The organism is Methylomonas fluvii (genome assembly GCF_014850975.1).
In the GTDB taxonomy this organism is placed as follows: Bacteria; Pseudomonadota; Gammaproteobacteria; order Methylococcales; family Methylomonadaceae; genus Methylomonas; species Methylomonas fluvii.
Map to the genome: position 1 here is coordinate 875238 of NZ_JACXST010000003.1, position 23097 is coordinate 898334.

The window sequence follows — 23097 nt, forward strand, 5'->3', positions numbered from 1 at the left end:
ATTTGCCATGAAGACAATTTCCTTACCCAAAACCCTAACATTCGCAGTCGCGCTGGCTTTAAGCGGTTGCGCCAAATCTTATTTGGTATTACTGGAAGATCACGACGGCTCAACCGGAAAAGTGATCTTCAGCGATGCCGGCAGCGAAACCGTGGTTGAACAAGCCGGTTTTGGTGCGGCTCTGGACAACTCTAAAACCGTATTCAAAGTAGAACAAGAGAAGATCAATAAGGACTTTGGCCGAGCCTTGGCTTCCGAGCCGGTATTGCCGGAAACATTTTTATTGTATTTTGAAACCGGCGGCACCAAGCTGACCGCGGACTCGGCGGCCTTGATTCCGAAGATCATCGAAGCCGCAGGCAAACATCCTGCCGCTGATATTTCAGTGATCGGCCACACCGACACCGTGGGCGATGCGAGCAAAAACGAAAAGCTGGCTAATGAGCGCGCCGTTCAGGTCAGCAAGTTATTCGATGCCGGCAAGATGGATGTCAAAGAAGTCGCCGTGACATCACACGGCGAAAAGAATTTGTTGATCAAGACCGGCGATGAAACGTCCGAGCCGCGAAACCGTCGGGTAGAAGTGACGATCCGATAATTTTCTAACCCATCAAACCGCCGACTCGGAAGCTGGCGGTTTTTTGTATTTGCTTATTCGCTGGCTAGCACTTTTGCCAACTGCGCGGCAGGCACATAGCCCGGCAGAATATTACCTTTTTGCGTGACTATCATCGGTGTGCCGTTCATACCGAACGCTTCGCCCAAGGCCATATGTTCATCCACTGGGTTTTCGCAGGTTTTCGCATCCAGATGTTCACCCTTCTTCGCGGTGGTTAACGCTTTGTTTTTGTCTGCGGCACACCAGACTGAGACGGCCTTTTTATAGGAATCCGACCCTTTGCCGGCTCTAGGGAAAAACATATAGCGTATCGTAATACCCTGCGCCATGTATTGATCGATTTCAGAGTGCAACTTACGGCAATAACCACAATCGATGTCGGTAAAGATAGACACGACATGTTTGCTGTTTTCCGGTTTGAAAATAATCATTTTTTGTTCGCCGACTTTATCCAGCGAGGCTTTACGCACCTCAGCCAGCTTAGATTCGGTGATATTTTTCTTTGCTTCGGCGTCAAACAACTGCCCTTGCAGTAAATATTTACCGTCTTCGGATGCATAAAATATATTGCCGCCCATAGACACTTCGTACAGACCTTTGACTTCCGATGGTTTCACCGAGTCAATCTGCCCCCCCGGCATAAAGTCACTCAAGGCTTTTTTTATTGCGGCTTCGTCGGCAAATAATGCTGGGCTAGTCAAAGCCAGTAGCGTCAGAGCCAGCGTGTGTGTGATTTTTTTCATGTAATTACCAGGGAAGATTAGAAAGGAATGTGGTTGACCACAACGCTGCTGCTTTGTTCAGCGTTATTGAAACAATCTGCCTATATCCAGAAACATCGCCAGGCCCATCAGCAGCATCAACAGCAACATACCGGCTTGTTGAAAATACAGTTGTATTCTTTCCGGAATCGGGCTGCCTTTAACGGCCTCAACGGCGAAAAACAGCAAATGACCGCCATCCAGCACCGGGACCGGCAGCAAATTCAACACACCGAGACTGACGCTAACCAAGCCTAGAAACTTCAGAAACGCCGTAAATCCCATTTCAGCCGATTGACCGGCATATTGGGCAATGCTGATGGGGCCGCTCAAATTCTCGACGGAAGCCGAACCTACCACCATTTTTCCCATCATTTTTAATGTGGTCACCGCGTAAAACCAGACTCGTTTTCCGGCGACCGGCACCGCCTCCCAAGGCGACAAGGCATGGGTCACCATCATGGAGTCCAGCAAGTCCTTCGGCGTATCCACTCCGGCGCCGATTTTACCGACGGCCTTACCCTCACCCTGCTGCTCGCTACGCGGCGTGATGCTTAAGGATAATTGCGCGCCGCTACGTTCCAGCAATAACTTAATCTCAACATCCGGCCTGGCCTGCACATAATCTACCCATTGTTGCCAGTCGGTAATGGCGGTGCCGTCCGCGCTGAGAATTAAATCTCCGCTTTGCAAACCGGCTTGTTTGGCAACACCATCCTCAAGCACCTTACCGATAACCGGTTTGATAGTGGGCACCCAAGGTTTCAGACCCAATCGTTTATGCAGCGTTTCCGGGGTTTGTACGTCTTGTTCCGTCAGGTGAATCAAGCGTACTTGTTGACTATCGTCTATCGCCTTAGTCACCACGCTGATCTCGGTTTTACCGTCAATCGCCGAGGTCAGCAAGGTGTCCAGAGCTTCTATCCAGGTAGGCGTGGCAGTCTCATCGACGCTGATTATTTCGTCCCCAGCCGCAAAACCGGCTTGTTCAGCCAGAGATCCAGCCTCGATTCCACCAATCACCGGTCTGACACCTGCTTCACCGATGACCAACACCAACCAAAATAAAAACACGGCCAGCAGCAAATTGGCGATTGGCCCGGCGGCAACTACGGCGGTTCGGGCTAATAGCGGCTGCCGATTGAATGCGTAAGGTAAATCTTCCGGCTTGACGGCTTCTTCGCGTTCGTCGACCATTTTCACATAGCCGCCCAATGGAATGGCAGCGACGACGAATTGAGTATCGGCAGGGCTTTTTTGCCAGCTGATCAGCGGTTTGCCGAAACCAATGGAAAAACGGATAACTTTGATGCCAACCTTGCGTGCCGCCCAAAAATGGCCGTACTCATGAAACGCCACCAGTACCGCGATGGCGACGATGAAATAAAACAAGGTGTGCAAAGTATCCATTAATTAGTGCTTGAGTTCGGCAATCACTGCATTAGCAACGTCCCTGGCCTGCTGGTCAGCTGCTAGGACATGTTCAAGCGTATCGGCGCAATCGGCTTTAAATTTTGCCATGCTCAGCTCTATGATGCGGGCAATATCGGTAAAGCGCACCTGCTCGTTCAAAAAAGCTTCCACAGCAATCTCATTGGCAGCGTTCAAAACGGTCGGCATGATACCGCCAGCTTTGATAGCCTCGTAAGCCAGCCGCAAACACGGGAAACGCTGTAAATCGGGTTGTTCGAAATCCATGTGTTTGACTTCGAATATATTCAGCGGCGCCACACCGGAGTCAAAGCGCTCCGGCCAAGCCATCGCATGAGCGATGGGTGTGCGCATGTCGGGGTTACCCATCTGTGCCAACACGGAGCCGTCGACATAATCGACCATGGAGTGAATGATGCTTTGCGGATGAATTACTACTTGGATCGCATCGGGGTCCATATTGAACAGCAGACAGGCCTCGATCAACTCCAAGCCTTTGTTCATCATCGTCGCGGAATCCACCGAAATTTTTCGGCCCATATCCCATTTCGGATGCGCGACCGCTTGTTCGGGCGTCACAGTATCCAAATCGGCAATCGGAGTTTGCCGAAACGGGCCGCCGGATGCGGTCAACAAAATGCGTCGAGCCTGTTTAGCGGGATTTCCCGCGGTATAACCGGCAGGCATACATTGAAATATCGCGTTGTGCTCGCTATCTATCGGCAACAAGGTCGCGCCGTTTTCGGCGACGGCTTGCATAAAGATTTGCCCGGACATGACCAAGGCTTCCTTGTTAGCCAGCAATACCGTTTTGCCGGCTTTCGCAGCCGCCAAGGTTGGCAACAAACCAGCCGCACCGACGATGGCAGCCATCACCGCGTCGACATCGTCCAAGGTTGCAACAAAGGCCAACGCCTCCGCACCGGATAATACGTTCATTGCGGCGACCGGCGAACCGACGATTTTATCTTTAAACGCTTGAGCGTTGTCCGGGTTGGCGACTACCGCATATTCCGGCCGATGTGCCAGACATTGTTCGAACAAGGCGTCTATATTACCGTTGGCGGTTAAAGCCACCACTTTGTATAGATCGGGATGGCGAGCTACGACATCGAGTGTGCTGACGCCAATCGAGCCGGTGGCTCCGAGTATGCAAATACCTTTCATGCGTAAAACACCCTACCAATCAATAAAATACCAGCATAGAAAAAAGGCGCGGCCGCGATGATACTATCGACTCTGTCCAACATCCCGCCGTGGCCAGGCAACAAATTACCACTGTCTTTAACGCCTTTTTTGCGTTTGATCAAACTGAAAAACAAATCGCCGTAAATCGAAATCAGCACGGTCATCACCGACAAAATCAACATATCGGTCCACACCAGTCCGTTCAGAAAGCGCAACGTTCCGGAGTCAACATCTTCTGGCTGAGTAGCGGTGATCCAACCATAAATAGTAAAACCTATACCGCATACAGCTGCGGATATTAGCGCACCATACATGCCTTGAATGGTTTTACCCGGACTTATTTCTGGCGCGAGTTTATCTTTACCCCAAGTTTTACCGGCAAAAAATGCGGAAATATCCGCGGCCCAAATCAACAAGAGGAAATAGATCACCATGCCCGGACCGTAATAAGCTCTTAATTTGCTGAGAAACATCCAGGCAGAGAGCAATACCAACCAACCGCTAAAAGTCTTGAGCCGCGACTTGAATTCGATATTCAACAACTGCGGACCGGCTTTTCGGATCAAAACCATCGTTAACACCCAGAATAGCACCGGAGCGATGACAAACCATTCCAAAGCATCCGAATAGTCTTTGATTTCAGGCCATTCCATCGCCTCGCTAAGCAGCTCCAGCAATACCGTCCAATAGGTAACGCCCAACATTGGCACGATCAGAAATGTTACGAAAAGTATTTTGCGTGTGAGCGTGTTTACGTCCGTCAAGGCCATCCATTCGAAGGCAGCGATCAGCGTAATGACAGCGATAAATAAGGAGAAATAAAGGGCTGGCAGCAGCATAACTGCCGTGATGACCACGGTAGCCAGTACTAGCGCGGTTAAGATGCGTTTTAATAACATGTGTGTGGTTTTTTAATTATTATGGTTATAGAAAAAATCCCTAGAGAACTCTGTTATCGATGACTTGTTCGCCAGTGTGCCCAAAACGTCTTTGCCGACCTTTGAAGCTGCCGATAGCTTTTTCCAATGCTTGCTGATCGAAATCCGGCCAAAGGGCATCGGTAAAATAAAATTCGGTATAGGCCAGTTGCCACAGCAGAAAGTTACTGATCCGTTCCTCGCCGCCGGAACGGATAAACAAATCAGGCTCGGGTAACTCAGCGGTCACCAGATATTGATTGACGAGTTGTTCGGAAATGGCTTGCTCGTCGATCTCGCCCGATTTCACCCCGGCGACGATTTGCCGCAAAGCTTGGGTGATGTCCCAACGCCCGCCGTAGTTGGCAGCAATCAGCAAAGTCAATCCGTCATTTTGTGCAGTTTGCCCTTCGGCAGTGGCGATTTTTTCCCGTAGTTTCTCCGGAAACGCACTTTTATCGCCGATAATTTTCAATCTGATATTATTTTTGTCGAGCTTATCGACCTCGGATTGCAGTGTGTTCATGAATAGTTCCATCAACAAACTCACTTCATCTTGCGGCCTGCGCCAGTTTTCACTGCTGAAAGCGAACAGTGACAGCACTTCAATGTTCTCTTTGGCACAATACTCGACGATCTTCCTGACCGCCTTCACACCAGCGTAATGTCCCATGATTCTGGGCATCAAGCGTTTTTGCGCCCAGCGGCCATTGCCATCCATGATGATGGCAATATGCCGTGGATTACCGTTATTTATCGCCGATTTATCGTTGTCAGCAGCAGTCATTTCGCCTCTCGATTACATGGAAAGCAAATCGGCTTCTTTTTCTTCAAGATGCTTCTCTACTTCCTTGATGTATTGATCGGTGAGCTTCTGGATCTTTTCTTCGGCTTGACGCGCATCGTCCTCGGAAATTAATTTCTCTTTCAAAGCATCTTTGATCGCGGCATTGGCGTCGCGGCGAATATTACGAATCGCTACGCGGCCTTGTTCGGCTTCGTTTTTGACGATTTTAACCAAATCGCGACGACGCTCTTCGGTCAGCGCCGGCAACGGCAGTCTGATGACGGTGCCTTGCGTAGCCGGATTTAAACCCAAGCCGGACGACATGATGGCTTTCTCGATAGCCTGGATCATGCTTTTTTCCCAAGGCACGACTTTCAAGGTACGCGCGTCCTCGACGGACACGTTGGCAACCTGCGACAACGGCGATTCGTTGCCATAATACGTAACGCTGATTTGGTCCAGCAAGCTGGGATGCGCGCGCCCGGTTCTTATTTTGGTAAATGCTTTTTGCAAGGACTCGATGCTTTTTACCATACGGCTGGCGGCATCTTGTTGAATATCGCTGATCATTCTATTAGTTCCTCTCGATTAGGGAGCCTATATCTTCACCGCGCATCAAGCGCATAATTGCTCCCGGCTCAAACACATTCATTACCCGCATGGGTAGGTTGTTATCCCGACACAAAACCAAGGCCGTGGTGTCCATTACGTTCAAGCGCTGGTCGATGGCTTCGTCATAGGTCAAGCGGGGATAAAATACGGCGTCAGCCACCTTATTCGGGTCGGCTGAATAAACGCCTTTGACTTTGGTCGCCTTAATCATCAACTCGGCGTCAATCTCAATAGCACGCAAACTGGCGGCGGTATCGGTGGTAAAAAACGGATTACCAGTACCGGCAGCGAAAATAGCCACTCTACCTTTTTCCAAATGCCTGACGGCCCGGCGACGGATATAATCTTCGCACACCTGATTGATTTTCAAGGCAGTCATGACCCGAACCGGCTGCCCGAGATACTCCAGCGCGTCCTGCATGGCCAAGGCATTAATCACCGTTGCCAACATACCCATTTGGTCGCCGGTGACTCGATTTAGGCCTTCCGAGGCTTTCTCGCCGCCGCGCAAAATATTGCCGCCACCGATCACCAAGCCAACCTGGATACCTGTATCGCACAAGTCTTTCACTTCTTGAGCCAAGCGTTGCACTATATCCGGATCGATACTGCCACCGCGTTCGCTCGCCAGTGCTTCGCCGCTCAATTTAAGTAAAATTCTCTGACAAATCAATTGACTCATAATCAAATATCCACCGTAAACATGGGTTAAAAGCAACGAACTGATATAAATAAACCCGGCGAACCGGGTTTATTCCGAGGCGTTTAGCCTCTAACTTGTGCCATTACTTCGGCGGCAAAATCTTCTTCTTTTTTCTCAATGCCTTCGCCCACTTCGAAACGAGCAAAACGCACTACAGAGTTGCCTTTAGAGGTCAGCAATTTACCCACGGTAACGCTGTCGTCTTTGATAAAAGGCTGACCCAACAAAGTCACTTCCGCCAGGAATTTATTGATACGACCGCCAATCATTTTTTCAACGATCTCGGCTGGCTTGCCACTTTCCAGTGCTTGCGCGGCAAAAATTTCTTTTTCCTTGGCAATTACATCGGCTGATACTTGATCATCCGAAACGTACTCAGGTTTAGCAGCGGCCACATGCATCGCCACGTCTTTACCCAAAGCGGGATCGTTTTTGGTCAATTCAACGATAACGCCAATTTTACTGCCGTGCAGGTAAGCTGCCTGACCACCATCAGTGGTGGTGAATTTAACGAAACGGCGCACAGTAATGTTTTCACCGATTTTAGCAATCAACGCACGACGGGTATCGTCTACGCTGACGCCGGTGTTCAGTACCATTGCTTGCAATTCTTCGTCGCTGTTGACATTGCTGGTCAACAAACTATTGACGACATCGTTGGCAAAACCGATAAAATCATCGCCTTTGGCGACGAAATCGGTTTCGCAGTTAACGTCTACCATAACAACGGTTTTAGCATCGTCGGAAACTTTAACGCCGATTATGCCTTCCGCCGCGATACGGCCGGATTTTTTATCGGCTTTTGCCAGACCGGCTTTACGCATGTTTTCAATGGCCAGTTCCATATCGCCATTGGCCTCAACCAGGGCTTTCTTGCACTCCATCATGCCTGAGCCGGTACGCTCACGCAATTCCTTGACCATCGCCGCACTAATACTCATCATTTTTTCCTCAAATTTTATTAACTAAAAAAACGCCTCACAAAGGAGGCGTTTAAAAGACAGTCTGTTCTGAATACCAGATTCAGCGGCGCTCAACCGCTTTGGCCGAGCGCGTTTAAAACTTACGCTTCCGTTACGACTTCTTCTACAAAATCGTCGGCTTTGGCTGAAGCATCCATACGCAAGGCTTTCGCTTCCAGCACGGAGGCTGAAGCACTTTGGCAATACAAAGTCACTGCGCGGATAGAATCGTCATTACCTGGGATAACGTAATCAATTTTTTCGGGTGAGTTATTGGAGTCAACTACGCCGACCACTGGAATGCCCAATTTTTTGGCTTCCATAATGGCATTTTTTTCATAACCCACATCCAAAACGAAGATGGCGTCGGGAGTACCGCGCATGTCTTTGATACCGCCCAAGCTACGCTCAAGCTTTTCCAGCTCGCGCTCCATGCCCAAAGCTTCTTTTTTGCTGAAACGTTGGTACAAGGTGCCATCGGCTTTCATCGCTTCCAGTTCTTTCAAACGGTTGATGGATTTTTTGATGGTTTTAAAGTTGGTCAACATGCCGCCCAACCAACGATGATTGACGTAAGGCATGCCACAACGTTTTGCTTCTTCGGCCACTACCTTACGCGCCGCTTTTTTGGTACCGACGAACAAGATGGTACCTTTGTTGGCGGTCATTTGGCCTAGATAGTTCATGGCATCGTTAAATAATGGAAGCGTTTGTTCCAAGTCGATGATATGAATTTTGTTACGCGCTCCAAACAAGTATGAAGCCATTTTCGGGTTCCAGTAACGGGTTTGATGTCCAAAGTGAACACCCGCTTCCAGCATTTGACGCATTGACACTGCTGCCATTTACTTCTCCTAAAATTGCCGAATAATTCGGCGTTGGGTTACGCCTCCACTCGCCCCGATCAGTGACCGAAAATCTGCAATAGACTTTCAGCACCCCACCGACCGTGTCGACAAGTGTGAGTATTGGTTACATAGTGAACTTGCCTTTATACCATGATTAGAATTTCACAACAACTTCAAGTCTGATAGACTCCTGTCGGCGCTTGCCTGCGAGAGCATCTTGTTTGGATAGCAAAACCGGGCCCGCACTCGCTTTTATCCCAATAATTAGCCACCTGCCGATGACCATTACCATAAAAACCGCTGAAGAAATCGACAAGATGCGCGTTGCCGGAAAACTGGCCGCCGAAGTACTTGAAATGATCGCCCCCTACGTCGTTGCCGGCATATCAACCGATGAGCTTGACCAAATCTGCCACAACTACATCGTCGATGCGCAACAGGCTATTCCCGCGCCTTTAAATTATCGCGGCTTCCCTAAATCGATTTGCACATCGATCAATCAACAGATTTGCCATGGCATTCCCAGCGAGAAAAAACTGAAGAACGGCGACATCGTCAACATCGATATAACGGTGATTAAAGACGGTTACCACGGCGACACCAGCAAAATGTTTTGCATCGGCGAGGTCAGCCCACACGCCAAACGCTTGGTAGACATCACCCACGAATGCCTGTTTTTGGGGATAGCAGAAGTCAAACCCGGCGCCCGTCTTGGCGATGTAGGTCACGCCATTCAAAAGCACGCTGAGAATAATCGCTACTCCATCGTCCGAGAGTTCTGTGGCCACGGCATAGGCAAAAAATTCCACGAAGATCCACACGTGATGCATTTCGGCAAACGCGGTGAAGGCGAGATAATCGAGCCAGGCATGATTTTTACGATAGAACCCATGCTCAATCAAGGCAAACGCCATATGAAGATCCTCGCCGACGGCTGGACCGCAGTGACCAAGGATCGCAGTTTGTCAGCACAATGGGAACACACGATTTTGGTGACCGACACCGGCTACGAGATTTTGACGCTGAGACAGGAAGAACTGTGAGCCAAGCGCTGTTCACCGAAAACGATTTTCTCGACTGTTTCGCGGGCAACAATCCGGTCGCCAAATTCAAAAATGCGATTAACGAGGAAAATGCGCAGTTAAAAATGCGCTTTAACCCGGACCAGGCGACAGTCGGCCTGCTGACCGAGAAAGCTCGCTTCATCGACAACCTATTGACCGCCTGCTGGCTGCATTTCCTCGACGCAGCTGCCAGCCGTCACAGCCTGATCGCGACCGGCGGGTACGGCAGAAGCGAATTGTTTCCTTACTCGGATATCGATATCTTGGTGTTGCTCGACACCGCCAACCCAATAGACTATCAACAGCCAGTATCCGGTTTTTGCAATTTCTTATGGGATATTGGCTTAAAACCAGGACTCAGCACGCGCACCGTAGCAGAGTGCCTGACTGTTGCCGAGGATGACCAAACCGTATTTACCAACCTGCTGGAAATGCGCCTGATTACCGGCAACGCCGGACTATTTAGCGATTTAAAACAACAGATAAATTCCGAAACGCTCTGGCCATCTGACCAATTTTTTCCAGCCAAAATGGCTGAACAGCAAAAGCGGTACAGCAAGTTCCACGACACCGCTTACAACCTGGAGCCCAACATCAAGGAAGGCCCCGGCGGACTTCGCGACTTGCAGGTAATCAGCTGGGTATTCAAACGCCATTACAACGCATCCTCTCTCCGCGAGTTGATCAAGTACGGTTTTTTACCGAAATCGGAATACGACAATCTAATTACCGCTCGCGACATCCTGTGGCGCCTGCGCTTTGCACTACATAATCTGACCAGCCGCTGCGAAGACCGATTGGTGTTCGATTACCAACGCGAGCTAGCTAGTCAATTCGGTTACGTCGACAAGAACGAACAACCCGACGTCGAGCAATTCATGCAGTTTTACTTCAAGACTGTCGTAGACATTGAGCGTCTGAATGAAATGCTGTTGCAACTGCTGAACGAGAGACTAATCAGCAATAAGGAAAGCCTAACTCCAATCCCTATCACCGCCAACTTTTCATCGATTGACGGCTATGTGGAAGTCAGCCACAAAGACGTATTTCAAAAACAACCACTGGCTTTGCTGGAAATTTTTTTAATCTTGCAACAATCGCCCTCTTTGAAGGGAATTCGCGCCAGCACCATCCGCTTGATTCGCAAAAACCTACACCTAATCAATGCCGAATTCCGCACCAACAAACAGGCCAACCGCCTGTTTATGGATATTCTCAGACAGCCGCGCGGCATTACCAGCCAACTCAAGCGGATGAACCGATACGGCGTGCTTGCCGCCTATTTGCCCGATTTCGCCAATATCGTGGCGCGCATGCAATACGACCTGTTCCACATCTATACCGTGGACGAACACACTCTGTTCGTTATCCGCAATTTGCGGCGCTTCTCGTTGGCCAAACACAACAAGGAATTGCCGTTTTGCAATAATATTTTTTTACTGATTTCAAAGCCTGACATTTTGTACATCGCCGCCATGTTTCACGACATAGCCAAAGGCAGAGGCGGGGATCATTCGACGCTCGGCGAAACCATTGCCAACAATTTTTGCCAGCAGCACGATTTATCTAGCCACGATACCAAGTTGATCACTTGGCTGGTTCGTCAGCACTTGTTGATGTCGATGACCGCACAACGCAAGGATATTAGCGATCCGGACGTCATCCACACCTTTGCCCAGGAAGTCGGCAGTATAGAGCGGCTAAATTATTTATATTTACTGACAGTAGCGGACATTCGCGCCACCAACCCCAGCTTGTGGAATGCCTGGAAAGATGTATTGCTGAAAGATTTGTATATTTCCACCCACCAGGCCTTGCACCGCGGCCTGCAAAATCCGGTGGCCCGCTCGGAACGGGTACAGGAAAACAAAAAAGAAGCCGGCGACGAGCTTTTGAAACTCGGCATATCCAAAACCAATATCACGCAGTCCTGGCGGCATCTCAGCGACGACTATTTTCTACGTTATTCGGCGGACGAAATCGCCTGGCACACCATTGCCATTGCAGCCTGCCAAGAAAGCGAACTACCGTTGGTATTACTACGCCCGCAAACCCAACGCGGCAGCGCGGAGATTTTCGTTTACACCCGCAACGAAGCGCAGATTTTTTCGATTTCCACCGCCACCCTGGACCATCTGGGCCTGACGATTCTGGATGCCAGAATCATCACGACTGCCGATCAATACGTACTGAACAGTTTTCAGGTGCTGGAACAATCCGGCGAAGCGATTAACGACTTGTATCGTGAAGTACATATCTGCACCTCGCTACGCCACAGCCTGATCGCCAAAAAAGTGAAAGCCTCAAAGAATATCCACAAGCAATCGCGTCAGGCTCGACACTTTCCGATCGAAACCAGCATCACCTTTCTGGAAGATCTGTCGCACAAACACACCGTCATCGAATTAGTGACGACGGACCGCGCCGGCCTGCTATCAACCATAGGTAAGGCGTTTACTGAGCTGGATATTCAGCTGCACGACGCAAAAATCACCACGATAGGCAGTCGCGCGGAAGACATGTTCTACATCAGCGACCAGCAATCAATGCCGATCACCGACGAAGACCAGAAAGCCCAAATACGCACCACCATGTTGCGATATTTGAGCCTGAAAAGCTAAAATTTTACCTGGACAACAAACGCTCGCCGCGCGCCAATTTCGGCAGGCGCCCCTCCAGCCCCATCGCAGCCTTCATTGCTTTATTGCGCGCAGGTGTGATGCGCTGCGCCAAACCCAGGCCAAGATTTCTTAACAGTTTGATCGGCAAAATATCGTTGCTAAACGATTTATAAAACACATCCATCAGGGTCATCATTTTCAGATTTTCGTTGCGGCGCATCGCTTCGTAACGCTGTAACACCGCCAGCTCAGCAATGTCTTTACCGCGTTTACGAGCATCCACCAGAATCTCCGCCAGCGCCGCAGCGTCCAGTAAGCCGATATTCACGCCCTGCCCGGCCAAGGGGTTAATCATGTGCGCCGCATCACCCGCCAAAGCCACACCTTGTTTCACATAGCGTTGCGCATGCTGCCGCTTCAGCGGGAAACTCGCCACGCCTAACACCTGCTTGACCTCGCCCAGACAATCAGGGAAAGCCGCTACCAGCTCATCCCGCAATTGCTCGTATGACAAGGCTTGTAAACGCCGAACTTCATCGGGGATTGATACCAAACTATGGAGCCATAATGACCTGTCAACGGCAAAAAGGCTTGCGGACCGCTGGACACAAAGCGCTGCCAAGTGATGTCTTGCTGCGGATAGGCGGTCTCTATGTAAATGACCAAAGCGTGCTGATTGTAATCCCAACTAGTCACACCCAAACCTACCGCCTGCCTGACTCGCGACTGCCCGCCGTCCGCCGCCACCAGCAACTTTGCCTGGAGTACACGACCGTCCGCTAATATCAACTCCGATTCGTGACCGTCGTAATTGATCTTGCTGATGGCTTGCGGCATCAGCAATTCGATATTGTCGAAATGGGGCAACCTATCCAGTAACGCCAGCTGGGTGATGCGATTTTCGACAATATAGCCCAGCTCGGGATAGCGAATGTCATCGCTATTAAAAGTTGTATCGCCGGCCGTTTCCCAAACCCGCATGCGCTTGAACGGGCAATAACGCCGTGATGTCACGCCCTCCCAAGCGCCAACGGCTTCCAGAATATTTTTCGAGGCGATACTGAGTGCCGAAACCCTTAAATCATGTGGCTGATCGCTGGCAAAAGCTTCCGGAACCTGCGCTTCTACCACAGCTACTTTTAACTCGCTACCACCCAGACAACAAGCCACGGCGGCACCCACCATCCCCCCGCCGACGATCACCACATCAAATTGTTCTTTCATATTTCTTCACAAAGTTTTAAAACTAAAGACCAGACGAGAGAACGACGCCGCCATTGGCTTTACGGAATGACAGAGGCCGCGCCACATGGTAGAATTACAAAGTTTCGCCAACTGAAATTCCGAAGTTAATCAGGGGTTCTCGCCGCATGGGACGACTCTAACACGCAGCAGGCAGAAAAACCATAAACGGCACTACCGGTAAGGAAAATACCGGCTAGCGCATTTATTCAGTATGAGAGGATCTGGATAGCAATGATTAAAAACGCCCAGAAAATTAACGCAATACACATGCTTTACGACGCTGATCTTTCCCAGGACAGCTGCGGTGTTGGATTTATCACCCGCAAAGACAGCAAACAGACTCACGAGCTCCTAGTCAAGTCACACGAAGCCTTGTGTACTATTCCGCATCGCGGCGGCATGAGCGCGGAAGGCATAGGCGACGGCGCCGGCGTTAATATCGATTTGTCTCTGAAGTTTTTCCGTAAGGCCACAGGGAATGCGGACCTGGAACTGGGGCAATTTGGCGTAGCCAACTTTTTCTTTCCGGAAGATCACGCGCATTACGATTCTGAAGCGCAAAAACTGGTCGAAGAACAATTTCTGGAATTCGATCTGCCGATTATCAAATGGCGGGAAGTGCCGGTTGACAGCTCTGTATTGAATGCGGCAGCGTTGCGCGCGCAATTACCGATCAAACAGGTAATTTTCGGCCGCCCCAAAGCCCTGACAGATGCCAGCCATGAGGCTTTTGAAAGACATATTCAATCCGCGCTGTTAACGATAGAAGCCAATGGGTTTACCCGTTCAGAACTAAAAGGCTTTTATCCGCTGTCTATGAGTTCCCGCACTCAAGTCTATAAAGGCCGCCTGAACTCATTCGAAGTAATTCCCTACTTTGTTGATTTGTACGACGCCGACCACGAAATCAGCACGCTGTTCTTCCACACGCGTTTTTCCACCAACACCGCACCGGCGACGATGATGGCCCAGCCGTTCCGTTACATGGCGCACAACGGCGAGTTAAACACCGACAAGAAAAACCGCCTTAGCGAAAACGCTATTGCCCGGCAAAACAACAAACATGTGGTGTTTCCCTGCGGTCAATCGGATTCCGGCCGACTGGATCAAACCCTAACCCGCCGTATCAACGAAGACCAGCTGGATATCGTTACCGCCATTTTGGCGATGATGCCGCCAGCCTGGGAAAACGATACTACCCTGTCGGAAGACGTACGCGCGATGCTGGAATATTTCAGCCTGTACGAAGAAAAAAACGACGGCCCGGCCGCGTTGATCTTCAATGACGGCATTCGCGTCGGCGCCCGTTTGGATCGTCTGGGCCTACGGCCATTGCGTTCGGTGGAAACCGAAGATTACCTGGCAGTCATGTCCGAAGCCGGGCAAATCGATTTTCCACCCGAAAAAGTGCTACGGCGCGGCCGCATCGAGGCAGGTGGCATGCTGTACTTCGATCACAACACTGGCGAGTCTTACAACAGCCATCAAGTCATGGAACGCTTGGCCAAGGAACGGGACTATAAAACACTGCTGAAACAAAGCTGCATTCATCTTAGTGAGTTACCCAAAGTGGAACTGGCGGAACTTAACAACGCGCATGAACTGAATATCGATCAGCGTCATACTGCTTATTCGCTGAACCAGGAGAGCTTTAAATTTTTGTTGGACCCTATCCTACAAACCGGTTTGGAAAAAGTGTCCGCGATGGGTTACGGCCTGACGCCGAATGCTTTGAGCGCCGCAGAAGGCGGGATGTCGCGTTATTTCAGCCAGCGCTTCGCTCAGGTCACCAATCCGCCTCTGGATTCGCTACGCGAAAGCGACGGCATGACCTTGCGTGTGGCCTTGGGTGCCAAGCCGACGTTTGCACCGCAACACAGCAAACAGCTGATCATTGAATCACCGATCCTGCAACGTACTCAATTGGAACAGATTCGCCGGCAAAGTCAGGTAAAAACTGCGACCGTAGCGGCGCTATACACTCCAAACTTTGAAAATGGCGCGCAAAACGAACTGGCTTTGGAACAAGCCTTGCAATCGGTGTGCGCACAAGTCGAACAGGCCGCGCGCAGTAACACCGGCATTATCATTTTAAGCGATGCCAACATCAGCAAAGCCCAGGCGGCTCTCCCGGCGTTGCTGACCATTGCCGCGGCCAATCAGCATCTGGTCAAACATGGTCTGCGCTTTAACAGCTCTTTGATCATGGAAACTGGTCAGGCTGCCAGCCCGCACGACGTTGCCACCATTCTGGGCTTCGGCGCTTCCGCTATCTGCCCGCTCAGCGTACATAACCGGGTAATCACCGAATACGCCGATCCGGCAGCGCAGCAAAAAGCGTTGTACAGCTTTCAAAAAGGCGTCGAAAAATCGCTGATGAAAACCATGGGCAAATTCGGCCTGTGTACTGCGGAAAGCTATATCGGCGGCGAGTTTTTCGAATCCAACTATCTGGATACCGACGAACCAAAGCTAAAACCCTATTTCCCCAACATCAATGCTTCGGTGGGCGGCGTGCGTTACAGTGACATCGCCGCCAGCGCGACGGAATGGCACCATAAGGCGCTATCCGTAACCAGCGAAAGCGACATTCCATTTCTTGGCTTATTTAAAGAGCGGAATGAAGGTGCCGGCCACACGTTTGGCAATACGGCGGTGCGTGAATACATCAACATGACCGATGAAGCGATCATGTACATAGCGCCACAACAAGCGCCGGAAGCCAACGATAAGGCGTATTTGGATTTCGGCTACGAAAAGCGCACACCCGAGCAAATCGACGCTTTTGGCATTACGCCGGCTTATCGCAGCTTTACCCACAATCTGGCTCAGGAACGCGCCAACCGTCCGGCTGCTTTGCGCGACGTCATGGAGTTTCCAGCCGATGTCAGCGGCGCTAACAGCAAAGCCGATTTTGATCGCCTGCTGGGCAGCCAAGATTTGCACGGTAACAACAACTACCTGATCCGCGGCCTACACGTCGAGAAAAGCAACGGTGTGGTGTTCAGCATTCGGTTTACCGAAAACTCAAGCAAAGCGCGTCTGGAACAACTTGCCGAACATCTGAAAACTCGTTTTGCCGGCAACGATTTCGGTTTAACCCTGGAAATCGACAGTATCAGTCTGCGGGCAAACGATAGCGACAGTCTGATTTACCACTATTTAAGCGACGTGCGCCCTGCCCGCTCGCGGATAGCGTTGGATCACGTACAACCAGCCCATCAAATCACCCCGACTTTCGCGTCCGGCGCGATGAGCCACGGCGCGCTGCTGGCCGAAGCCCACGAAGCCGTGGCGCAAGGCACCAACATAGCCGGCGGCATGAGTAACTCCGGCGAAGGCGGCGAGCATTCCAGCCGCTTCGGTACAATTCGCTCCAGCAAAATCAAACAATTCGCGTCCGGCCGCTTCGGCGTTTGGGCTGGCTATTTGGCCGATCCGAATCTGGAAGAAATCGAAATCAAAATCGGCCAAGGCGCCAAGCCCGGCGAAGGCGGCCAATTGCCTGCGCCCAAAGTATCGGTGGAAATCGCTGCATTACGTGGCGGCACACCCAAAGTAGAACTGGTCAGCCCGCCGCCGCATCACGACACTTATTCCATCGAAGACCTGGGCCAATTGATCCACGATGCCAAAGCCGCCCGAGTTCGTGTGGTGGTCAAGCTGGTATCTTCGGAAGGGATTGGCACGATCGCGGTAGGCGTCGCCAAAGCCGGCGCCGATGTGATTAACGTGGCTGGTAACACCGGCGGCACGGGCGCGGCGGCGGTGACCAGTTTGAAAAACACCGGCCGTTCGCCGGAAATCGGCATAGCCGAAGTGCATCAAGCGCTGGCGGCTAACGGTTTGCGCGATAAAGTGATATTACGTTGCAGCGCGGCCCACCAGAACGGTGCCGACGTTGTCAAATCCGCTATTTTAGGCGGCGATTCCTTCGAGTTCGGCACCACCGCCCTGATGATGCTGCGCTGCGTGATGGCAAAAAACTGCAACATCCGCTGCCCGGCCGGTTTGACCACCGCCCACGAGGAATTCAAAGGCGACCCGCGCGTGTTGGCGCAGTTCTTTATGAACCTGGCCCACGAAGTGCGCGAAATCCTGGCTGATTTAGGCTACACCAGTTTGCAGGAAATTCGCGGTAAAACCGAGTTGCTGCATCTGATCGACCATCCGAGCATGGTCGGCCAAATCCACTTGCAAAAACTGCTGGCGGAAGTACCGGTTGTTAAAATCAAGAAACCGATTTATCTGGAAAAAGATTTCGCCATCGACGATTTGATCTTTGCCCGCGTTAAATCGACCTTGTTCGAAAAAGCTCAAAAACAGGTGATCGTCGAAGGCGACGAGTTCAAACTGAACAACCGTAACAAAACCGTTGGCGGTCAAACTGCCGTCGATCTGGAACGCTTGTTGGCTTATGAACTCAGCCCGGAGCAAGTCGCTAAATCAAATATCATCTATACCAACCAACACGGTCGCCGCTATTTAGCCGACGATACGATTATCGTCCGCACCCATGGTTCGGCGGGTCAAAGTTATGCCGCGTTCAACAACGACGGCATGCGCATGGAACATACCGGCACCTGCAACGACGGCGTCGGCAAAACCGCTTGCGGCGGCACCATCGTTATCAAATCCCCCGGCGGCGGCTCAAAACTGCCTGGCGAGAACGTGTTGATCGGTAACTTCGCTCTGTTCGGCGCGTCCGGCGGCAAAACCTTTATCAACGGCGAAGCCGGCGACCGGTTTGCCGTGCGTAACTCGGGAGCTATGGCCGTTGTCGAAGGCGTCGGCGATTTTGCCTGCGAATACATGATTAACGGCGCGGTATTGAATCTGGGTGGTTTCGGTAAAGGCTTCTGCACCGGCATGTCGGGCGGCAACGCTTATCAGTACGACCCGGACAATCGCTTACACGATTTGTATGACGATACTTCGGTATCGATACACAGTTTGACCGATGCCAACGACGTAGCAAGCAGCCATGAGCAATTCATTTTGTACATGCTGGAGCAACACGTTGAACATACCGACTCGGAAAAAGCCAAGGCCATCCTGGCTAATTGGGCCAACGAGCGTCAGCACTTCAAATTTGCCTTGCCCCTCTGGTTAAACCGCACGCAAACGGCGGAATACCTGAGCAAAGCGCTGGATCGCAAGGCGATGATCGAAGAATTGTCAGTGGCATTTGCCCAAAAACAAATCGAGCAGATCAAACAGGCTTACAAACGCAACATCCCGTTGTTCGATGGTGCCATTCCCGGTTACGGCGAAACCGACACCGATCTGACCTTGAAGCTGATCAACAGCTATGCGGTGATCGATAAAGCCCAGCAAATTGCCCGCGATCAGTTAACTAAAGCCGGCCAAGCTGCCACCGAAGCTTTAGTCGATAAGCATGCCTACAAACTCGTGATGGAACGTCCGCGCAAGCTGCAAGACGCGCTGATTAAAAATATCCGCGAAGCTTACAGCCAGTACGATGATGGTCAGTTAGCCGCTTTGATGGCGGAAAAACGCCTGAACGACTACAAAACCACGCTTATGCTCCGCGACGTGCAAAGCATTTACTCGATAGGCTCGACGGCCTGGATTATCGAACAAGATAGATTCAACCGCTTAGTTTTGGCCGGCCTGCCGTCTATCGATAAAAATCTGGCGAGCTTGGAGAGCCTGTCTATTGTGAAAGACATGCTGGAAAGCGCGCCCGCCTAAAGCCCGTGGAGGGTGCCTACCACGTACCCTCCAATCCGCAATCGGCAAAAACCAAATACAGTGACTGGACAGCCTGACACCTGTCCACAGATGGTAATGAAATGAAAGCACCTTTAATCCCGCAAAACGCCCCTTTTAGTGATACTCAACGCGCCTGGCTTGGCGGTTTTTTCGCCGGCATGCATAGTCATATGTTGCAAAGCGCCGGTAGTGTCAATCAAGCGAACGCCCGCACCTTGCACATTCTTTATGGTACTCAGACCGGCAACTCAGAGTCGCTGGCTAACGACGCCGCCAATGCAGCCAAGAAGCATGGCTTGCAACCGGTCGTCAAAAGCATGGATGAAGTCGAAATCGGCCAATTGCCGCAAATGCAATACTTGCTGATCATTACCAGCACATACGGCGAAGGCGCTATGCCGGACAATGCCGAAATGCTCTGGGAAGCGGTCAATAGTGATGCGGCACCGCGCCTGGACAATGTCAATTATTCGGTATTGGCCCTGGGCGATACCAGCTACGACCTGTTCTGCCAAGCCGGTATAGACTGGGACAGTAAACTGGCGGCTCTGGGCGCCAAACGCTTATTCGACCGCGTCGATTGCGACGTGGATTTCGAAGCGCCGGCGGAAAAGTGGCTCAGCGAAGTGATTCCTTTGATGGCCGAAGGTGCCAGCACGGTTGCGGTAGTCGATACCGAAACCCAGGTTGCTAAATCGGTTTACAACCGCAAAAACCCATTCCCAGCCAAAATGCGCGTCAACCGCATTGTCACGGCTTTGGATTCGTCAAAAGAAACCCGACATTACGAAATTTCTATCGATGGCTCCGGCCTCAGTTACGAAGCCGGCGACGCACTGTGCGTGATCCCAACAAACTGCCCGGACTTGGTGGCGCAAATTGTAAAAGCCATCGGCTGCACCGGCGCGGAGGATGAACCGGTCAATGGCGAGTTAATGAAGCTGTCGGATGCCTTGCGCACACATTTCGAAATCAAATTACCCAGCAAAGAACTGGTTGAGGAAATCGCCAGCCGTTCCGGCGATCAAGAGTTAAATGCCTTATTGCTGTCCGGTGACAAGGAAAAACTGTCCGATTACCTTTGGGGCCGCGACATACTTGATCTGTTGTTGCAATTCCCCGGCGTGGAATTTTCCGCTGCCGAATTTTTGCGTTTATTAAAACCTTTGCAACATCGCGCTTACTCCATCTCCTCAAGCGGCAAGAAACATCCGGACAGCGTCCATTTGACCGTCGCCAGCGTGCGCTACGACGCGCATGGCCGCCAACACAAAGGCGTGTGCTCCACCTATCTGGCGGATTTGGTTAATGAAGAAACCGACGTACGGATATTCTTTACGCCCAATAACAACTTCCGGGTGCCGGCCGATGATAACCTGCCCATGATTATGGTTGGACCCGGCACCGGTATCGCCCCGTTCCGCGCTTTTCTGCAAGAACGCGAGTTCCGTAAAGCGCCCGGCAAAAACTGGCTGTTTTTCGGCGACCGCAACGCCTCAACCGATTTCATCTACCGCGAGGAAATCGAAGCGATGCGATCCAGCGGCCTACTGACCAAACTGGATTTAGCGTTCTCGCGCGACCAGGCGGAAAAAATCTACGTGCAGGATCGCATGAAAGAACATGGTGCGGAACTCTATGCCTGGCTGGAACAAGGCGGCTACTTCTTCGTGTGTGGCGACGCTTACCGGATGGCCAAAGACGTCGATCAAGCCCTGCACGATGTGATCCGCGAGCACGGCAAGAAAACCCTGATTGAGGCGGTTGATTACGTCAACCAACTGAAAAAAGATAAACGCTACGTCAGAGACGTTTATTGATCCGACAGTGATGTTCACGGGTGCGTCTCGACGTACCCGTAAGACCTCTTCCATCGCAACCATCTGAAATACCATGCCTTTCACGCCTTTTCACATGGGACCCGGCACGGCAATCAAAGCAGTTTTCGGCAGATATTTCAGCCTGACGGTGTTCGGATTCGCACAGGTAATAATGGACATAGAACCATTGGTGCGCATGGTTCGTGGCGATAATATTTTACACGGCGTAACTCACACCTATCTTGGCGCGGTTATCACCTTTCCCTATATAAAGATTAAATAAAGATTATAAATAGATTAGCACCCTCAAATTTCAGCACAGGAGAATCGCTGCAGATCATGAGTGGCATGGCCTGCGGCGATTTATCGATTTGCTCGAAGCGTCGGCCTAATGCCGTGCTTTTTGTCGGTCTAATGCCGTGCTTTTTTAGTGCTGCTGGTCGTCGAGAAAACGCAATTGACTGGGCGTCGGTAGGCGTTTGATCTTCACGATATCGTCAGCGAATTCAAAGCTCGCCAAAGTACCGATGCTCACCAAGGCCTCCAACGCTTTACCCAGCCGATACTTGAAGTCGCGCAGGGTTTTCGCACCACTGCCGCTCAACCGGTGAATAGTGGTAATCTTCATCGGGAACGGAGCGGCATTGGACGACAGGAAACCGTGTAACCACAACGCCAAGGGTTGTTTGCGCAATTTTTGCCGCTACTCGAATTCGATGTAGGTGTAGCCCTCCTCGAACAGGCGCAGCATGGATTCGGTCAATTCCACCACGTAGCGCTGCGTCCGTTCATCACGGTAATAGCGCAAGAAGCCTTTTTCACCGAAGGCATCCCGGCCGTGAAAGGTAATTTCGACAAAGGCACCGCCCAATCGCGCCATCGATTCTTTCAGCCATTCGTGTTGGCTTTTGCCGCTACCGCGCCCCAAGGCCGTCAACAGGGAATGTGCGCTGAAAGTCACGCTAAATCCCGGTAATTGCTGCCGGGACAAGTGCACGATCTGCATCCAGACATCGAGATCCGATTGATTGAGTTGTATGCCGAGGTAGCGCACCTCAATCCCGTCGACCGCTGCCAGCAGGGTGCGTTTTTTGTAGGCAATGCGTTCCTTACCTTGGATACAAGCGAACAATGCGCTCCGCAAGCAGGCATTCGGCGTACCGCGGATTGCCGTCGGCCAGTTGGGCAAAGACGACAAGCGTTCTACGACCCGCAATTTGGCTTTTTTCCGCTCCGTTAGCGACTGGAAACGTTCGGTGAGATTGTCGAGCGAATGGTTTGTGCTATTTCTGTCCATGACGACCGCCTCACTTCTTCAGGCTGCCAAGATTGCAGCCATGGCTCAGCACGCTGTGCGGGATAGTCATGGTTCTGACTAACGCCTGCTCCTCTGGCGTCATATCGAGTTGGTGATGGCAATACTTTCGCCAGGCGCGTTCGATGTCCTGTGCATCGTCATCCGGGCTATCTGGAATGTGCCGCGTGCTGACATTGAGAACGCGATCCGCTACGTCTTCATTCGCAATGTAAACACCAAGCGGCTGATCGACTTGCCTGACGACGTGTTCCATTGCTGCGGCTCGCAGCACTGAACCGCCCAATCCACCTGTCTGCCACGCATTATCCAGGCGCCAGGGTTGTTCGGATTGAATCGGCACCATCGATTCGATGACGGTCTCACTTATGGCAGCATCGGGCCGATTTAGCGAAGTACAGGCCGCGCCACATATTGCGGACACAAGGCAGTGGATTGCGACAGATTTGGATTTCATGGGAGCTCCAG

The 23097-nt window shown here is 51.3% G+C and carries 18 protein-coding genes and 1 pseudogene; 6 read left to right on the top strand and 13 right to left on the bottom strand.

What is annotated here, in order from left to right; genetic code table 11:
- Positions 1-7 precede the first annotated feature (7 nt).
- Positions 8-598 carry an OmpA family protein gene (locus tag EBB_RS21545; protein ID WP_192395746.1) on the top strand — a complete coding sequence of 197 codons (591 nt, stop codon included), beginning with the start codon at positions 8-10 and terminating at the stop codon, positions 596-598.
- Positions 599-651: 53 nt separating this feature from the next.
- Here EBB_RS21545 and EBB_RS21550 read toward each other — a convergent pair whose 3' ends face one another.
- The 9 genes from EBB_RS21550 to rpsB form a co-directional block, all read right to left on the bottom strand.
- A complete protein-coding gene (locus EBB_RS21550) occupies positions 652-1362 on the bottom strand; it encodes a DsbC family protein (protein WP_192395747.1) in 711 nt (236 codons plus the stop codon).
- A gap of 63 nt (positions 1363-1425) precedes the next feature.
- The gene (rseP, locus tag EBB_RS21555; RefSeq protein ID WP_192395748.1) at positions 1426-2790 is read right to left on the bottom strand and encodes an RIP metalloprotease RseP; all 1365 of its coding nucleotides are present in this window, start codon (positions 2788-2790) and stop codon (positions 1426-1428) included.
- Positions 2791-2793: 3 nt separating this feature from the next.
- Entirely contained in the window at positions 2794-3978 is a 1185-nt protein-coding gene (gene ispC, locus EBB_RS21560) for a 1-deoxy-D-xylulose-5-phosphate reductoisomerase (RefSeq protein ID WP_192395749.1), read from the bottom strand.
- A complete protein-coding gene (locus EBB_RS21565) occupies positions 3975-4898 on the bottom strand; it encodes a phosphatidate cytidylyltransferase (RefSeq protein WP_192395750.1) in 924 nt (307 codons plus the stop codon). Before EBB_RS21565 ends, ispC begins: the two co-directional genes overlap by 4 nt.
- A gap of 40 nt (positions 4899-4938) precedes the next feature.
- Entirely contained in the window at positions 4939-5703 is a 765-nt protein-coding gene (gene uppS / locus EBB_RS21570; RefSeq protein ID WP_192395751.1) for an undecaprenyl pyrophosphate synthase, read from the bottom strand.
- 12 nt (positions 5704-5715) lie between these two features.
- On the bottom strand, positions 5716-6273 hold the full coding sequence (gene frr / locus EBB_RS21575; protein ID WP_020481855.1) for a ribosome recycling factor: 558 nt from the start codon (positions 6271-6273) through the stop codon (positions 5716-5718).
- A gap of 4 nt (positions 6274-6277) precedes the next feature.
- Positions 6278-6997, bottom strand: coding sequence for a UMP kinase (gene pyrH, locus EBB_RS21580; RefSeq protein ID WP_192395752.1), 720 nt, complete (start codon positions 6995-6997; stop codon positions 6278-6280).
- Positions 6998-7080: 83 nt separating this feature from the next.
- Positions 7081-7959: a translation elongation factor Ts gene (tsf, locus tag EBB_RS21585; protein WP_192395753.1), complete on the bottom strand. Its 879-nt coding sequence runs from the start codon at positions 7957-7959 to the stop codon at positions 7081-7083.
- Positions 7960-8081: 122 nt separating this feature from the next.
- Positions 8082-8825: a 30S ribosomal protein S2 gene (rpsB, locus tag EBB_RS21590; RefSeq protein WP_020481858.1), complete on the bottom strand. Its 744-nt coding sequence runs from the start codon at positions 8823-8825 to the stop codon at positions 8082-8084.
- 281 nt (positions 8826-9106) lie between these two features.
- Between rpsB and map the strand changes: the two genes are divergently transcribed.
- Both map and glnD read left to right on the top strand, forming a co-directional pair.
- Positions 9107-9871: a type I methionyl aminopeptidase gene (gene map, locus EBB_RS21595; RefSeq protein ID WP_192395754.1), complete on the top strand. Its 765-nt coding sequence runs from the start codon at positions 9107-9109 to the stop codon at positions 9869-9871.
- Positions 9868-12513, top strand: a complete 2646-nt coding sequence (gene glnD, locus EBB_RS21600; protein ID WP_192395755.1) for a [protein-PII] uridylyltransferase — start codon at positions 9868-9870, stop codon at positions 12511-12513. The genes map and glnD overlap by 4 nt, the downstream gene beginning before the upstream one ends.
- A gap of 4 nt (positions 12514-12517) precedes the next feature.
- On the opposite strand, the pseudogene EBB_RS21605 reads toward glnD, so the two are convergent.
- Positions 12518-13737 (bottom strand): annotated as a pseudogene (locus tag EBB_RS21605) (FAD-dependent monooxygenase).
- Positions 13738-13989: 252 nt separating this feature from the next.
- On the opposite strand from EBB_RS21605, the gene EBB_RS21610 reads away from it, so the two are divergent.
- From EBB_RS21610 to EBB_RS21620, 3 genes are all read left to right on the top strand, one after another.
- The gene (locus EBB_RS21610) at positions 13990-19473 is read left to right on the top strand and encodes a glutamate synthase-related protein (RefSeq protein ID WP_192395756.1); all 5484 of its coding nucleotides are present in this window, start codon (positions 13990-13992) and stop codon (positions 19471-19473) included.
- A 101-nt stretch (positions 19474-19574) separates the two neighbouring features.
- Positions 19575-21314, top strand: a complete 1740-nt coding sequence (locus EBB_RS21615; protein ID WP_192395757.1) for a sulfite reductase subunit alpha — start codon at positions 19575-19577, stop codon at positions 21312-21314.
- Between the two features lie 73 nt (positions 21315-21387).
- Complete coding sequence (locus EBB_RS21620; RefSeq protein ID WP_225587689.1) at positions 21388-21597, top strand: hypothetical protein; 210 nt, start codon at positions 21388-21390, stop codon at positions 21595-21597.
- A 144-nt stretch (positions 21598-21741) separates the two neighbouring features.
- On the opposite strand, the gene EBB_RS26170 is transcribed toward EBB_RS21620, so the two are convergent.
- The 3 genes from EBB_RS26170 to EBB_RS21630 are packed head-to-tail and all read right to left on the bottom strand — an operon-like array spanning position 21742 to position 23086.
- Positions 21742-22008 carry a replication initiation protein gene (locus EBB_RS26170; protein WP_225587691.1) on the bottom strand — a complete coding sequence of 89 codons (267 nt, stop codon included), beginning with the start codon at positions 22006-22008 and terminating at the stop codon, positions 21742-21744.
- Positions 22009-22017: 9 nt separating this feature from the next.
- Positions 22018-22611 (bottom strand): plasmid replication initiator TrfA, encoded by a 594-nt coding sequence (gene trfA, locus EBB_RS21625; protein WP_225587693.1) that lies wholly within the window; start codon positions 22609-22611, stop codon positions 22018-22020.
- Between the two features lie 10 nt (positions 22612-22621).
- A complete protein-coding gene (locus tag EBB_RS21630; protein WP_192395758.1) occupies positions 22622-23086 on the bottom strand; it encodes a hypothetical protein in 465 nt (154 codons plus the stop codon).
- Positions 23087-23097: the final 11 nt, after the last annotated feature.